Here is a 14,589-nt window from a genome sequence, read left to right on the forward strand (position 1 = left end):
GAGCGAGGACAATGACAGAACCCCCCGAGCTTCCCGCCGTCGAGATCGACGGCATCAGCAAGGCCTTCGGCCCGACCGTCGCGCTCGACGGCGTATCGTTCAGGATTGCGCCCGGCAGCGTCCATGCGCTGCTGGGGGAAAATGGAGCCGGCAAGTCGACACTGGTGAAGCTGCTGTCGGGACTGGTGCGGCCGAGCGAAGGCCATGTCCGCGTCTTCGGCAAGGAGGTCGGCTACGGCGCGCCGCGCGCCGCGCATGCGCTGGGCGTGCAGACCGCGTTCCAGGAGATGACCCTGGTGCGCGATCTCACCGTCCTCGACAACATGCTGCTGCCTTACGCTCCCGTCGGCGTCTCCGGCCTGATCCGCCGCGCCGCCGCGCGCAAGGCGGTCCGCCGCCACATCGACGATCTCGGCTTTTCCGTCGATCTCGATGCCGAGGTGGGCGAGCTCGAGCTTTCGGTGCGCCAGAAGATCGAGATCGCGCGCGCCGTCTATCGCAAACCGCGCATCCTGCTGCTCGACGAGCCGACCTCGACGCTCGCCGGCCGCGACGTCGACTGGCTGGGCGACATCATCGCCAGGCTGAGAGCGGCAGGCACGACCATCGTCTTCATAACCCATCGCATGCGCGAGGTCCGCGCCTTCTGCGAGACGCTGACGATCCTCAGGAACGGCCGCCATATCGTCACCGCCCCGGTCGCCGATGTCTCGGACGCGGACGTGATCGAAAAGATCATCGGCCGCAGCATCGAGCAGACCTTTCCGCCCAAGCCCGACGGTGCCCAGGCTTTCGGGCCGCCGGTTCTGGGCGTGCGCGACCTGAAGGTCGGAAGCAAGCTCGACGGTGTCGGCTTCGATCTGCGCAAGGGCGAGATCCTCGGCGTCGCGGGATTGCAGGGCATGGGCCAGCAGGACCTGTTCCTGGCCTGCTTCGGCATGGCCGAAATCACCCGCGGCGACATCCTGGTCGATGGCCGCAAGGTATGGCTTGGTTCACCCGCCGATGCTTTGCGGCCCAACATGGCGATCGGCCTGGTGCCTGAGGACCGCAAGTCCGAAGGCCTGTTCCTGAAATTGTCGGGCAGTGAGAACGCCACGCTGCCCGTGGTGTCGCGCTTCACGCGCTTCGGCCTCGTCGATGCTGGGGCCGAGATGCGCTCCGTCGAGGAGGCGTTCGCCACCGTTGAAGTCGACCGTCGCGCACTGTGGACGCGGGCCGGCGCGTTTTCCGGCGGCAATCAGCAGAAGATCGCCATTGCCAAATGGCTGGTGGCGCAGAGCCGCATCCTGCTTCTGTTCGATCCCACCCGCGGCATCGATGTCGGCACCAAGCACGAACTCTATGTGATGATGCGAAACTATGTGGCCGCCGGCGGCTCGATCCTGCTGCACTCGACCGAGATTCCCGAACTGGTCCATCAATGCGACCGGGTGCTGGTTCTCTATGACGGGCGCGTCGCGGCCGAGCTCGAAGGTGACGCCATTACCGAACCGGCCATCATGCGCCCGGCGCTCGGGCATGCCGGGGACGTCGCCGCATGAGCAGCGCAGCACTGTCATCCCCTGTCTCCAGCAGCGTCGGGCTGCGCCGCGCGCTGGTGCGAAATCGTGGCGCGCTGATCGCCGCGGCCGTCCTTGCGATCCTGCTTTTCATCGTCGACTGGGTCAGCGCCGGGCCGCTCACCTATTTCGACGTGTCCTTCCTGTCGAGTGGTGGCGCGACCTCGGCGCTCGCGGCGATCGGCCAGACCATTGTGATCCTGGCGGGCGGCTTCGACCTGTCCGCCGGCGCGGTGATATCGCTGGTCAATGTCGTGCTGGCATCGAGCATGGACCCGATGGCGCCTGGCGCCAGCATCATCCTGTGGACGGCGGTCGGCATCGGCGTCGGCATGGCGGTGGGCGCCTTCAACGGCTTCTTCATCGCGGTGCTGCGCATGCAGCCGATCGTGGTGACGCTGTCCACCATGTTCATCCTGCAAGGCGTGACGCTGCTGGTGATGGACAAGCCCGGTGGTTTCGTCTCGCCCGATCTCGGCACCTTCTATCTCGGCGACGCGATCACCGGCTGGCTGCCGATGCCGCTGGTGGTGATAGGTATAGTCCTCCTCGCCTGGTTCTGGCTGAAGGGAACCCGCTTCGGCACGGCGCTCTATGCCGTCGGCAGCGACGCGGATTCGGCCGCGGCGGTCGGCATCGATGTCGTGCTGGTGCGCTTTGCCGTCTATGTGATCGCCGGCGGCTGCTATGGTCTTGCCGGCGTGTTCATCAGCGCCCAGACCGGCAGCGGCGATCCGCTGGTCGGCAATCCGCTGCTGCTGTCGATGTTCGCGGCGGTTGTCGTCGGTGGCACGCGTCTCGGCGGCGGGCAGGGCGGCCCGGTGGGCACCGTCTTCGGCGCCTATATCCTGATGATCGTGGTGAACATCCTGCTGGTGCTCAATGTGTCGGCCTACTATTCCACCATCGCCGAAGGCACCATTCTCGTGCTGGCGGCTCTTGCCGGCTCGATCTCGCACACATCGGTGCTTGCGGTGCAACTGCGTGCCGCGCGAGCCAGGCTTGCCGCCTGGCGCGCCGGCATATTGCCCTCGCAGCTTGAGCGCGTCGACCGGCGTCTCAAGATCGCCCGGCCATCGCATGACCGGCGCAGCCAGGCATCGCCGCGCCCGGCTTTCCATCTGCGCAACGCCGAGACGCTGCGCTATGCACTGCCTGCCTATGTCTGCCTCATCATCATCGTGGTCGTCACGCAGATATGGCTCGGCCGCACCATCCTCAATCCGGGTTATTGGAACTCGCTGCTCGTGCTGTCGTCCTTCCTCGCCGTCCTGGCGCTGGGACAAGGCACCGTCATCCTGACCGGAGGCCTCGACCTCTCCGTGCCGTGGACGATCGGCATTTCCGGCATCGTCCTGGCCGGCATGGTCAACGGCTCCGACGCGGCGCTCGTCTACGCCTTGCCGACTGTGCTCCTGATCGCTTGCGCGATCGGCTTCGCCAATGGTTTCGGCATCGTCTATCTCGGTATCTCGCCGATCGTCATGACGCTTGCCACCAACGGTATTCTGCAAGGTTGCGCGCTGCTCTATTCGCAGGGAACGCCAGCCGGCTTTTCCTCGCCGATGCTGCGCTGGTTCATGACGGCCAGGCTCGGTCTCGTGACACCGATCGTTCTGCTGATGGTTGTCTTCGTTGTGGCGGCGGTGCTGCTGCTTGGGCGCACCCCGTTCGGACGCCGGGTCTACGGCATCGGCAACGGACTGCGCGCGGCGCGATTGTCGGGGATCGGCGTCGAGCGCGCGCTGATCCTGGTCTACATGCTTTCGGCCGTCTGCGCGGCGCTCGTCGGCATCATGCTGACCGGCTTTTCGGGCCAGGCGAGCCTTGGCATGGGCGACGACTATCTGTTGCCGTCGATCGCCGTGGTGGTGGTCGGTGGCGCGCTGATCACTGGTGGGCGCGGCCACTATCTCGGCATGCTCGGCGGCGTGCTGTTGCTGACGGCGTTGCAGATGCTGTTGGCCGGCACCACGCTTCCCTACGCCACAAGGGCAATTCTTTACGGGCTGGTCGTTCTGGGCGCCGTCATGGCGCTGCGCGAACGGCGACTGCAATGAGAAGGACAGGATGATGAGCGCAAAGGCGCCTGAAACGGCGGACGAGTTTCTGGGTGGATTGAAAGGACAGCGCGTGCTGGTGACGGCGGGCGCCGGCGGCATCGGCCTGGCCATCGCCGACACACTGTCGCGGCTCGGCGCGCGCATCATGGTGTGCGACGTTTCCGACGAAGCGCTGGCCGCTGCCCCCGGCAAGATCGCGCTCGTCGATGCGGTCAAGGCCGATGTCTCGCGTGAGGCGGATGTCGACCGGCTGTTCGAGACGGTCAAGGAAAAGCTCGGTGGACTCGACGCGCTGATCAACAATGCCGGCATCGCCGGGCCGACCGGCGGCGTCGACGAGATCGATCCGGCGGACTGGCGGCGCTGCATCGACATCTGCCTGACCGGCCAGTTCCTCTGCGCCCGGCGCGCCGTGCCGCTGATCAAGGCGGCGGGCGGCGGTTCGATCGTATCGATGTCATCGGCGGCGGGCCGCCATGGCTACGCGTTCCGTACGCCCTATTCGGCGGCCAAGTTCGGCGTCGTCGGCTTCACGCAGAGCCTCGCCAAGGAACTCGGGCCGCACGGCATCAGGGTCAACGCCATCCTGCCCGGCATCATCGAGGGCCCGCGCATCGAAAGCGTCATTGCGGCACGCGCCAGGCAGGTCGGCATCAGCCACGAGGAGATGACGGGGCGCTATCTCCAGAGCATCTCGCTGCGCCGCATGACCAGCCCCTACGACGTCGCCGCGATGATCGCCTTCCTGCTGTCCGATGCGGGCGTCAACATTTCCGGCCAGTCGCTCGGCGTCGACGGCAATGTCGAAACACTCTGAGGAGCCGATCGATGGCAAAGGTGGCGATTGTCGGCAGTGGCTTCATCGGGCGGGCCTGGGCGATCAGTTTCGCGCGCGCCGGCCATGATGTGCGGATGTGGGACCAGTGGCCTGCCGCGACAGGCGGCGCCCGCGACTACATCAGCGGTGTGCTGGGTGACCTCGCAGCGAACGATCTGCTGCGCGGGCAGGCGGTCGACGCCGTGCTTGGCCGCATCGCCGTCGTCGCGGAGCTCGATGAGGCGCTGGCCGAGGCCGTCCATATCCAGGAGAACACGCCGGAAAACCTCGACGTGAAGCGTGAGGTGTTTTCCCTGATCGATGCGCTTGCCGGTCCGCAAGCGGTAATCGCCAGTTCGACCTCCGCGCTGTTACCGTCAAGATTCACCGACCATCTGCAAGGGCGGCATCGCTGCCTGGTCGTGCATCCGATCAATCCGCCCTATCTCATCCCGGCGGCCGAGGTCGTGCCGGCGCCATGGACCTCCACTGAGACGGTCGAAAGGACCAGCACCTTCCTCATCGAGGCCGGCCATGCGCCGCTGGTGATGCAGCGCGAACTCGACGGCTTCATCATGAACCGCCTGCAGGGCGCGCTGCTGGAAGAGGCCTTCCGGCTCGTCGCCGACGGCTATGCCAGCGTCGAGGATGTCGATATCGGCATTCGCGACGGGCTGGCGCTGCGCTGGTCGTTCATGGGGCCGTTCGAGACGATCGATCTCAATGCGCCCGGCGGCGTGCGCGACTATGTCGAGCGCTACCAGTCGATCTATTCGAACATCTTCCCGCAGATGCTGCACCGCGTCGACTGGGCCGGCGAGGTGATGGCGACGGTGGAAGCCGGCCGGCGCAAGCGCCTGCCGCGGGAGAGCCTTGGCGAGCGGCAGGTGTGGCGCGACCGCCGGCTGATGGCACTGGCGGCGCACAAGAAAAAATCGGATCGGGAGTTTGGAAAATGACGCAAACAAGCCGCAAGCCCGGCGCCATGCAGACCAGCGGCAAGGTCATCATCACCTGCGCTGTGACGGGGGCGATCCATACGCCGACCATGTCGCCCTATCTGCCGATCACGCCGGACCAGATCGCCTCCGAGGCGATCGCCGCCGCTGAAGCCGGCGCCGCGATCCTGCACCTGCATGCGCGCGACCCTGAGACCGGCAAGCCCGACCAGACGCCCGAGGCCTTTGGCCGTTTCCTGCCGCGCATCAAGCAAGGCACCAACGCCGCCATCAATATCACCACCGGCGGCAGCCCCTATATGAAGGTCGAGGAGCGCGTGCGGCCCGCCGCTCAGTTCAAACCCGAGGTGGCATCACTCAATATGGGTTCGATCAATTTCGGGCTCTATCACCTCGCCGACAAATACCAGACCTTCAAGTTCGACTGGGAAAAGCCACATCTGGAAGCGACGCGCGACCTCGTCTTCCGCAACTCGTTTAGGGATATCGAGTACATTCTGGCGACCTGTTACGACAATGGCACGCGCTTCGAGTTCGAGTGCTACGATATCGCCCATCTCTACAACCTCTCCCACTTCGCCGACCGCGGGCTGGTGAAGCCGCCGTTCTTTGTGCAGTCGGTGTTCGGGCTGCTCGGCGGCATCGGCACGCATCCCGAAGACGTTGCCCATATGAAGCGCACCGCCGACCGGCTGTTCGGCGACCAGTTCCGCTGGTCGGTGCTGGGCGCTGGCGCCAGCCAGCTTCGCATAGCCGCGCAATCGGCGGCCCTTGGTGGCAACATCCGCGTTGGGCTGGAGGACAGTCTCTGGGCGGGCAAGGGCAGACTGGCCAAGTCGAATGCCGAACAGGTGCTGCTTGCCCGCAAGATCATCGAGGGGCTCGGCATGGAGGTGGCGACGCCCGACGAGGCGCGCGCGATCCTGTCACTGAAGGGCGGCGACAAGGTCGCTTTCTAGCCAATCGCAGCGCGGGCCCAACAAAGGAGAAAGGCATGAAGATCGAAGTGGTTGTGGACGTGAAGACCACGCTGGGCGAGGGACCCCTGTGGGACGTCGAGCAGCAGCGTCTCTACTGGATCGACAGTTTCGACGGGCGGGTGTTCCGCGCCACCGCCGATGGACGCGAGATCCGCTCATGGGACGTGCCGATGAAGATCGGCTCGATGGCACTGCGCAAGGATGGCAGTGGCGCCGTGGTCTCGCTTCAACGCGGCTTCCATCTGCTCGATTTCGCCTCTGGCGATGTGACTTTGATCCACGACCCGGAGCCGGACAAACCGATGAACCGGCTCAACGACGGCAAGGTCGACCGGCGCGGCCGTTTCTTTGCCGGCTCCATGGATACGATGGAAGAGGGGCCATCGGGCGGTCTCTACAGGCTCGATCCGGATTTTTCCGTCACCAGGATCGATTCCGGCATCATCTGCTCGAACGGCCCGTGCTGGAGCCCCGACGACCGCACCTTCTATTTCGCCGACACCTGGACTGGCGAGATCTGGGCCTATGACTACGACATTGCCACTGGCGCGGCGACGAACCGGCGCACCTTCACCCGTGTCGACACCAGCCGCGGCGGAGCAGCCGACGGATCGACGGTCGACGCGGAAGGCTTCCTCTGGAATGCGCTGGTCTATGACGGTCGGCTGGTGCGCTATGCGCCCGACGGCAGCATCGATCGCATCATCGACATGCCGGTGAAGAAAATCACCAGCGTCATGTTCGGCGGGCCGAAGCTGGACATCCTCTACGTCACCTCGATGGCCAAGCCGCCGCTGCCGCGTTTTCCCGGCGACGGCGTCTTGCGCGGCAGCCTTTTCGCGATCACCGGCCTTGGCGTGACCGGAACACCGGAACCGAGATTTGGCGGCTGAAACGACCCGCCGATATTTGCACAAGGCTCCTCGTAGCACCGGCAGCGCACTTTTGCGCGACATGCATTAGTTTCCGTCCTCTGCTACAGGGCGGTATGGGTGACGGCTCTCGGCTCAGCCCGGCAGAGGACAGGATCACGGACGCCTGATCAAGGCCATCGTCGGCGCATTCGAGGACGCTGTGCGTCAAGCCTGAAGGCACACTCCACCTTCCCGCTTGACGAACGCATATCTCCGTGGTTATACGTCAATCAATAGCCATTTGGTTATTGATTATGGAATGACGCGGCGCGCACCGCGAACGTGACGAACGGAGAAAGTGCAAATGAAGCTCAAATTGACCAGCGTGTATGTGGACAACCAGGAAAAGGCTCTGCGCGTCTACACCGAGGTGCTCGGCCTTGCGAAGAAGACCGATTTCAGCAACGGGCCGTATCGCTGGCTGACCGTGGCCTCACCCGACGAGCCGGATGGAACCGAGCTGCAACTCGCGCTCAACGACAACCCGGCGGCCAAGGCCTACCAGCAAGCCATATTCCAGCAAGGCCAGCCCGCGGTCATGTTCTTCACCGACGACGTCAAGGGCGACTACGAGCGCATCAAGGCGCGCGGCGCCGAGTTCACCATGCCACCGACCGAGGTGACCGGCTCGACCATCGCCCAGCTGAACGACACTTGCGGCAACCTTGTTCAAATTACCCAGCTGGCGCGCTGGTAAGGCGAGAACTATCGATCCCAAATGACGAACGCTCACGATGTGCTCTTCAGGACGCTCGCCGACCCGACGCGGCGAGCGATCTTCGAACGGCTGTGCCGCCAAGGAGAGCAGACCGTGGGGGCCCTGACGGCTCAGGCCGGGGTCTCGCAACCGGCCGTCTCGAAGCATCTCGGCCTTCTGCGGCAGGCCGGCCTCGTGCGCGACCGCCATGAAGGACGACAGACCCACTATAGCGCGCAGCTCGGCGCGCTTGCCCCCTTGATGGACTGGACAAGCGAGATGGCCGGGTTTTGGGAAGCCCGGTTCGACCACCTCGAAGACTTGCTGAAAAGGATGGACCAATGAATGAAACAACGACCGAAACGCGTTCCGTCGTTGTCGAGCGTGAGATCCCTTATCCGCCGGAAAAGATCTGGCGCGCGCTCACGCAATCACACCTGATCGAGGAGTGGCTGATGATGAAGAACGATTTCAAGCCGGACAAGGGCCGCCATTTCAATCTTAGCGCGGACTGGGGCGCTGTGGACTGTCAAGTCCAGGCAGTCGAGCCGACCAAAACGCTGTCTTACACCTGGGACACCAAGGATCTCAGGAGTGTCGTCACCTGGACGCTCACCCCTACGAGCACGGGAACCCATCTGCGCATGGAGCAGTCGGGCTTCCGGGCGGATCAGCGGCCCTATTATCAGGGCGCAACGGTCGGGTGGCGGAAATTCTTTGCGAACCTGGAACAAGTCTTGGCGCGGTTGGATTGAAGTCCGCCAGGTTGCAAGGAGGGCCGGCCGCCAGCGGGCACTTCGGTTCGTCTTCAGAGGAGGTGCAATTGAATTGGAACAATTGGATCAGGCGGATCCACCGCTGGCTGTCGATTGCCTTTACGCTGACCGTCATCGCCAACTTCGTCGCCATGGGACTGTGAGAACCTCCTCTCTGCGTGGTCTACTCGCCACTCCTGCCGCTCGCCTTGCTGCTGTTCACTGGCCTGTACATGTTCGTGCTGCCCTATGCCACCAAGTGGCGCAGCGGGCGAGGCGCTAGCGTACTGGAGTAAACAGCGTACTGGAGTGAACAATTTGCTGGAGTGAACAATGGCCAAGACGTCCAGGAAGCCGGCGAAGATCGCAAAGGAGACCGCCGTCCAAGAGGCCGCTGCGAAGCCGGCCCTCCTGTCAGGCGGCAACCCCCAGATCGCGAAAGCCTATGGGGATGCCCCCGTGCAGGCCTACATCGCGGCCATGCCGGGCTGGAAAAGCGATGTCGGCCGTCGCCTCGACGCGCTCATCGCGCGCGCTGTCCCCGGCGTGTACAAGGCAGTCAAATGGAACTCGCCCCTCTATGGCATCGAGGGACAGGGCTGGTTCCTCGGCATCCATTGCTTCACGAGATACGTCAAAGTGGCTTTCTTCCGCGGCACGTCGCTGCTGCCTGCTCCGCCCGGCCAGTCCAAGCAAAAGGAAGTGCGCTATCTCGACATCCATGAGGACGACCAGCTCGACGAAGCCCAGTTCGCCGCCTGGGTGAAGCAAGCCAGCCAATTGCCCGGCGAACGGATGTGAGCGGGGAGAGCGACACCAACCATGAAGACAGCGAGAACAGCCATGAAGAAGAGCGGCTCGAAGGAAGGAGAAGGTTCTCCTTACCAGTTGATAGATGCGAGAATCAGGGAGTTGGGTGATTGGCGGGGCGAGACCCTCGCCCGGGTTCGACTTCTCATCAAGGAGGCCGATCCCGAAGCGGTCGAGGAGTGGAAGTGGAGAGGGGTTCCGGTGTGGTCGCACGCCGGAATCATCTGCACCGGGGAGACCTACAAGAATGTCGTGAAGATGACCTTTGCCAAGGGCGCCTCTTTGGAGGATCCTTCGGGCCTCTTCAACTCCAGCCTCGAAGGCAATACCAGGCGCGCCATCGATATTCATGAAGCCGACACGATCGATGAAGAGGCATTGAAGGTGCTCATCCGCGCCGCCGTGGCACTGAACATGTCGGCGCGAGCTCGCCCCACCCGCTCTCGGAAGACGCCAAGGAGCGCCTGATGCATGTCGCGAAAAAGTGCGCAGCGGTTTTTCGATAACGACGGATCGCAGATCGTCGATGATATCGTTACCACCATACTCGCGCCCTGACGGGCCAGGAGTTTTACAGCCATGGGAGCACCTTCGTGACCAAGATAACCGCCTCAAATCCACTGGGTGTTCATGCTCTGGTGTGGGCTGGCGACACATCGCGTCAGTCGATCGAAATCGCTGTCGCTCGCACCTCGCAGTCGGGTTTCGACCTTCTCGAACTTTCGCTGCACGATCTCGACCGGCTGGACGTCGCTCATGCAAAGGGCTTGCTGGATAATGCAGGGCTCCAGGTCGCCTGCTCGCGCGGCCTCGCCTTTGATGCGGACGTGTCCAACGAGGACACCACGGTGGTGGAACGCGGCGCGCAATTGCTCAAGGCATCGCTCGATGCGACGGCGGGCCTCGGCGGCCGCGTGCTCACCGGCGCTCTCTACAGCGCCCTCGGCAAATATGGCTATCCGGTAAGCGCCCGCGGTCGTGCCAATGCGGTATCCGTGCTCCGCGACCTTGCCAAGGCTGCCTCGGCGGTCGATGTCGTGCTTGGCCTGGAGGTCTGCAATCGCTACGAGACAAACGTCGTCAATACGGCAAGACAGGCCCTCGAATTGGCCGACGACATCGGCGCCGACAACATCATGATCCACCTCGACACCTATCACATGAACATCGAGGAGGACGACCTGGTGCGCCCGCTGCATTTGGTCGGCGACCGGCTCGGCTATGTGCATATCGGCGAGAATCATCGCGGTCTGCTAGGCTCCGGCCATATCGATTTCACCGGCTTCTTCCATGCGCTCGACGACATCCGCTACCACGGGCCGATAACGTTCGAATCCTTCTCGTCGGCGGTGGTGGCGCCGGGACTCTCGCACGATCTGGCGATCTGGCGGGACCTGTGGACCGATGGCGGAGCGATCGCCTTGCACGCCCGCCAGTTCGCCGCATCCCAGATCGAGGCGGCGAGGGCCAGGCCGAGTTCGGGCCGCCGACATTAGACGGATTTTGTGGTACTCGAGCATTGGCGATGTACCAGGAAGAAAGGGGCCTTTCTCTTGACAGTCGACCACGAATACTACCTGCGCCAGGCATTCAAGGTCGCGATCCGGGCTCAGGAAACTGGCAATCATCCTTTCGGCGCGATCCTGGTTGGACCGGACGGCAGCGTGCTCATGGAGCAGGAGAATGCTTTCAATCCGACCCGCGACATGACCGGTCATGCCGAGCGCGTGCTGATGACCCGGGCCTCGCAGCGCTACGAGCCTTCCTTCCTGGGCCAATGCACCATGTACACGTCAGCCGAACCCTGTGCGATGTGCGCGGGCGCCGCCTATTGGGCAGGCATTGGCCGGGTCGTCTATGGGCTCGGCGAAAGCGAGTTGAAGGCGATCACCGGCAATCATCCGGAAAACCCGACCCTCGACCTGCCCTGCCGGGTTGTCTTCGAAGCCGGTCAGCGCACCGTCGAGGTCATCGGGCCGATGCTGGCCGAAGAAGCCGCGAAATTGCACGAGGGCATCTGGCAGGGCTCAGCTTAATGCCGGAGCAGGTCGAACATCAGTTTGAAGAAACGGTCCGCTCGTTTGCGACGCGCGCGGTGGCGAGAGCCTCTTAGCTCACATCCAGCTTGAGCCTGAAACCGACGGGATATTCCTCGACGCCGTACCACTGTCCGAGCGCAGTTGACGGCCAGTGATATGCATGATGCGATCGTTAGTCCGATCACACACGTGAAATGACGTTGTTGCACTCAAGGCTTACTGCTGTACCTTCAAGGGTTGTGGAGGTGTGAGCTCTTATGCTGCTTGAGCGAGAGGGGCCCCTTGGAACGTTGTTGGCCAGGGCCGAGAGAGCCGCGGCCGGACACGGCGGGACGGTGCTGGTGGACGGCGAAGCGGGCGTCGGCAAGACGTCCCTCCTGCGCGAATTCGCGGAGGACGCCGGCCGGAATTACCGGGTGCTGTGGGGCGGGTGCGAGGCGCTCTTTACACCACGCCCGCTCGGTCCTCTTCAGGACATGGCGCACCTGCTAGACCCGCGCGTGGCGGCGCTGCTCGAGGAGACCGCGGCGCCGGAGCGGCTTTTTCCGGCGTTGTTGAATGCGCTTCAGCACACCAAGGGCACGACCGTGCTTATCTTCGAGGATATGCATTGGGCTGATAATGCGACACTTGACCTGGTAAGATACCTCGGTCGCCGCGTCTCCCTGCTTCGCACGATGCTGGTGCTCAGCATGCGCAGGGACGAGATAAGTGCCGATCATCCTCTGACCCATGTACTCGGCGACCTTCCGTCAGCCTCGGTGCGCCGCCTGACGCTGGAACCGCTGTCTTCCCAGGCGGTGACAGTGCTGGCCGAGCAGGCCGGCCGCTCCGCCGAGGAGCTTTATCGCATTACCGAGGGCAATCCCTTCTTCGTCACCGAGCTTCTGTCCAGCAGTGAGGCCGAACCGGGGCGCGTGCCCGATTCCATACGCGATGCGGTCTGGTCGCGCCTGTCACGCCTGACCCCAGGAGAGCGCGAGGTGCTGGAGGTCATGAGCATTATGCCGGGCAGCGTTGAGCCATGGCTGATCCGGTCACTTCTCGGAGACGAGACCGAAGCTCTCGTGGACCGGTGCGTGGGGCGTGGATTGCTGCGGCGGGACGGTCAGGGCGCGCTGACGTTTCGCCACGAGCTTGCCAGGGAAGCCACCCTCGACCGCCTCGCTCCGTCTCTCCAACGGTCGCTTCATGCGAAAGTCGAAGCAGCACTCTCCGAGCTTCCGGCGGCGCAAGCAAGCGCTCTGCTTTGGCGGCGGGTGCACCATGCCGGGGGCGCCGACAACGGCGAACGCGTCCTGGAGCTTGCGCCGCGGGCCGCCCAGCAGGCCGCGCGTCTGGGCGCGCATCGAGAGGCGGCTTCACATCTGGCGACCGCACTCAGATACGTTTCAGAGGCTCCGTCGGCGCAGGCAGCCCAGCTCTGTGAAGACTGGGCCTACGAGGCGGGTCTGTCACTGTTCGTCTATGATGAAATCATCGCGGCGCGGCATCGCGCCATTGCGATCTGGCGGGAGCTTGGGCGCATCGACAAGGTCGGGGCCAATCTGCGTTGGCTGTCGCGTCTCCACTGGCGCCGCGGAGAGGGTCAGGAGGCTGAAGACCACGCGGATCAGGCGGTGCGCGAAGTGGAGAATCTGCCGCCTGGGCCAGAACTGGCGATGGCCTACAGCACGCGCTCGCAGCTCCACATGCTGCATTATCGCTTTGATGAAGCAATCGATTGGGGCTCGCGCGCGATCGCGCTGGCCGATCAATTGGGCGAAGTCGAAACACGCGTCCACGCTTTGAACAATGTCGGCACCTCTCTCTTGTTCGCTGACCGTCCAGGCGGTCGCGAACGGCTGGAGGAGAGCCTCGCGCTGGCACTCGAACACGGGTTTCACGACCACGCGTCGCGAGCCTATACGAACTTCGCCGAAGGCGCGGTGGTGTCCAAGGATTTTGCCTTGGCCGAACGGCTGCTCGCGGAAGGGATTGCGTATTGCGCCAGGCACGACCTCGATTCGGCGGCGCAATACCTGCTCGGCCGGCAGGCGCAGCTTCGTAACGAGCAGGGCCGCTTTCGCGAGGCCGAGACGATTGCCCAGGGCGTCATGAATCTGGAGCGCCTGCCGATGGTGATGCATCTGCCGGCTCTGACGGAACTCGGCAGGGCGCGGGTCCGGCTGGGTGAACCCGGTGGCGTAGCCCTCCTGGAGCAGGCACTCCAGGAGGGTCTGTCGACCGGCGAGGCTCAACGCGTCATACCGGTTCGGTTGGCGCTGGCCGAGGCCGCCTGGCTTGCCGAGGAGCCCGGCGCCGGCCGCGAGCAGCTGACGGCCCTCGCCGAAATGGACCTCGACAATTTCCGTCCCTGGGATGTCGGCGAACTGGCAGTCTGGTGGCAGCGCTGCGGAATGGTGGGATCGCTGCCGGTGCCGGCCGCCCGCATTCCCTTGCCGCGGGCACTGGAACTTCGCGGCGACCCGACGGCGGCCTCGGCTGAATGGTCCCGCCTGGGTCTTCCCTATGAGTCGGCGCTCGCTCTTATGCAGGTCCGCGGAAGCGATGCTGGCGCCGCGCTGGGTCGCGCCGTGACGACATTCGAGGGCCTCGAAGCGCGCCCCGCGGCAACGCTGGCGCGAAAGCTGGCGCAGCGCATCGGAGCCGCCGGTCAGCTGCCGAAGCAGCGCCGGGGGCCGTACACCGTGGCCAGGCAGCATCCGCTAGGCCTGACGAGGCAAGAACAACAGGTGCTCACAATGATTGCTCAAGGTTTGGGCAACAAGGAGGCGGCACGGCGCCTGTCGCGCTCACCGCGGACAATCGAGCACCAGGTTTCCGCCGTGCTCGGCAAATTCAGTGCGGCAAACCGGATGGAAATCCTGCTCCGCCTTCGCGGCGAGCCCTGGCTTTTGCCGCCGGCAGACGCACTGCAGGCCCGTGAAAGCTAGGCAAGCTCGCGAAAACTGGGAAACCGGCCGCCTAAAAATGGGTAATGGCACCGATTT

At 64.2% G+C, this 14,589-nt stretch carries 14 protein-coding genes and 1 pseudogene; all 15 read left to right on the top strand.

The window, feature by feature from the left end; genetic code table 11:
- Positions 1-11 precede the first annotated feature (11 nt).
- The 15 genes and pseudogenes from MESS4_RS10525 (at position 12) to MESS4_RS10595 (ending at position 14,532) form a co-directional block, all read left to right on the top strand.
- Positions 12-1,544, top strand: a complete 1,533-nt coding sequence (locus MESS4_RS10525; protein WP_006329782.1) for a sugar ABC transporter ATP-binding protein — start codon at positions 12-14, stop codon at positions 1,542-1,544.
- A complete protein-coding gene (locus tag MESS4_RS10530; RefSeq protein ID WP_006329783.1) occupies positions 1,541-3,622 on the top strand; it encodes an ABC transporter permease in 2,082 nt (693 codons plus the stop codon). Before MESS4_RS10525 ends, MESS4_RS10530 begins: the two co-directional genes overlap by 4 nt.
- A 13-nt stretch (positions 3,623-3,635) precedes the next feature.
- The gene (locus MESS4_RS10535) at positions 3,636-4,442 is read left to right on the top strand and encodes an SDR family oxidoreductase (protein WP_081609689.1); all 807 of its coding nucleotides are present in this window, start codon (positions 3,636-3,638) and stop codon (positions 4,440-4,442) included.
- Between the two features lie 11 nt (positions 4,443-4,453).
- A complete protein-coding gene (locus MESS4_RS10540; protein ID WP_006329785.1) occupies positions 4,454-5,401 on the top strand; it encodes a 3-hydroxyacyl-CoA dehydrogenase in 948 nt (315 codons plus the stop codon).
- A complete protein-coding gene (locus MESS4_RS10545; RefSeq protein WP_006329786.1) occupies positions 5,398-6,360 on the top strand; it encodes a 3-keto-5-aminohexanoate cleavage protein in 963 nt (320 codons plus the stop codon). Before MESS4_RS10540 ends, MESS4_RS10545 begins: the two co-directional genes overlap by 4 nt.
- A 35-nt stretch (positions 6,361-6,395) precedes the next feature.
- Positions 6,396-7,274 (top strand): SMP-30/gluconolactonase/LRE family protein, encoded by an 879-nt coding sequence (locus MESS4_RS10550; protein ID WP_006329787.1) that lies wholly within the window; start codon positions 6,396-6,398, stop codon positions 7,272-7,274.
- Between the two features lie 325 nt (positions 7,275-7,599).
- Positions 7,600-7,992 carry a VOC family protein gene (locus MESS4_RS10555; RefSeq protein WP_006329788.1) on the top strand — a complete coding sequence of 131 codons (393 nt, stop codon included), beginning with the start codon at positions 7,600-7,602 and terminating at the stop codon, positions 7,990-7,992.
- Positions 7,993-8,013: 21 nt separating this feature from the next.
- Entirely contained in the window at positions 8,014-8,337 is a 324-nt protein-coding gene (locus tag MESS4_RS10560; protein WP_006329789.1) for a metalloregulator ArsR/SmtB family transcription factor, read from the top strand.
- Positions 8,334-8,747 (top strand): SRPBCC domain-containing protein, encoded by a 414-nt coding sequence (locus tag MESS4_RS10565; protein ID WP_006329790.1) that lies wholly within the window; start codon positions 8,334-8,336, stop codon positions 8,745-8,747. The genes MESS4_RS10560 and MESS4_RS10565 overlap by 4 nt, the downstream gene beginning before the upstream one ends.
- 68 nt (positions 8,748-8,815) lie before the next feature.
- A pseudogene (locus tag MESS4_RS10570) lies at positions 8,816-9,043 on the top strand (hypothetical protein).
- Positions 9,044-9,080: 37 nt separating this feature from the next.
- On the top strand, positions 9,081-9,548 hold the full coding sequence (locus MESS4_RS10575; protein WP_006329793.1) for a DUF1801 domain-containing protein: 468 nt from the start codon (positions 9,081-9,083) through the stop codon (positions 9,546-9,548).
- Positions 9,549-9,569: 21 nt separating this feature from the next.
- Positions 9,570-10,025 (top strand): DUF1801 domain-containing protein, encoded by a 456-nt coding sequence (locus tag MESS4_RS10580; protein ID WP_036241016.1) that lies wholly within the window; start codon positions 9,570-9,572, stop codon positions 10,023-10,025.
- 125 nt (positions 10,026-10,150) lie between these two features.
- Positions 10,151-11,053: a sugar phosphate isomerase/epimerase family protein gene (locus MESS4_RS10585; protein WP_006329796.1), complete on the top strand. Its 903-nt coding sequence runs from the start codon at positions 10,151-10,153 to the stop codon at positions 11,051-11,053.
- 57 nt (positions 11,054-11,110) lie between these two features.
- A complete protein-coding gene (locus tag MESS4_RS10590) occupies positions 11,111-11,593 on the top strand; it encodes a nucleoside deaminase (RefSeq protein WP_006329797.1) in 483 nt (160 codons plus the stop codon).
- Positions 11,594-11,853: 260 nt separating this feature from the next.
- A complete protein-coding gene (locus tag MESS4_RS10595) occupies positions 11,854-14,532 on the top strand; it encodes a LuxR family transcriptional regulator (RefSeq protein ID WP_006329798.1) in 2,679 nt (892 codons plus the stop codon).
- Positions 14,533-14,589 lie beyond the last annotated feature (57 nt).

This window comes from Mesorhizobium sp. STM 4661 (assembly GCF_000359125.1).
In the GTDB taxonomy this organism is placed as follows: domain Bacteria; phylum Pseudomonadota; class Alphaproteobacteria; order Rhizobiales; family Rhizobiaceae; genus Mesorhizobium.

Bases quoted from the DNA above. Each gene is read 5' to 3' on its own strand.
- MESS4_RS10525 (WP_006329782.1), top strand. From the start codon at position 12: ATGACAGAACCCCCCGAGCTTCCCGCCGTCGAGATCGACGGCATCAGC.
- MESS4_RS10530 (WP_006329783.1), top strand. From the start codon at position 1,541: ATGAGCAGCGCAGCACTGTCATCCCCTGTCTCCAGCAGCGTCGGGCTG.
- MESS4_RS10535 (WP_081609689.1), top strand. From the start codon at position 3,636: ATGAGCGCAAAGGCGCCTGAAACGGCGGACGAGTTTCTGGGTGGATTG.
- MESS4_RS10540 (WP_006329785.1), top strand. From the start codon at position 4,454: ATGGCAAAGGTGGCGATTGTCGGCAGTGGCTTCATCGGGCGGGCCTGG.
- MESS4_RS10545 (WP_006329786.1), top strand. From the start codon at position 5,398: ATGACGCAAACAAGCCGCAAGCCCGGCGCCATGCAGACCAGCGGCAAG.
- MESS4_RS10550 (WP_006329787.1), top strand. From the start codon at position 6,396: ATGAAGATCGAAGTGGTTGTGGACGTGAAGACCACGCTGGGCGAGGGA.
- MESS4_RS10555 (WP_006329788.1), top strand. From the start codon at position 7,600: ATGAAGCTCAAATTGACCAGCGTGTATGTGGACAACCAGGAAAAGGCT.
- MESS4_RS10560 (WP_006329789.1), top strand. From the start codon at position 8,014: ATGACGAACGCTCACGATGTGCTCTTCAGGACGCTCGCCGACCCGACG.
- MESS4_RS10565 (WP_006329790.1), top strand. From the start codon at position 8,334: ATGAATGAAACAACGACCGAAACGCGTTCCGTCGTTGTCGAGCGTGAG.
- MESS4_RS10575 (WP_006329793.1), top strand. From the start codon at position 9,081: ATGGCCAAGACGTCCAGGAAGCCGGCGAAGATCGCAAAGGAGACCGCC.
- MESS4_RS10580 (WP_036241016.1), top strand. From the start codon at position 9,570: ATGAAGACAGCGAGAACAGCCATGAAGAAGAGCGGCTCGAAGGAAGGA.
- MESS4_RS10595 (WP_006329798.1), top strand. From the start codon at position 11,854: ATGCTGCTTGAGCGAGAGGGGCCCCTTGGAACGTTGTTGGCCAGGGCC.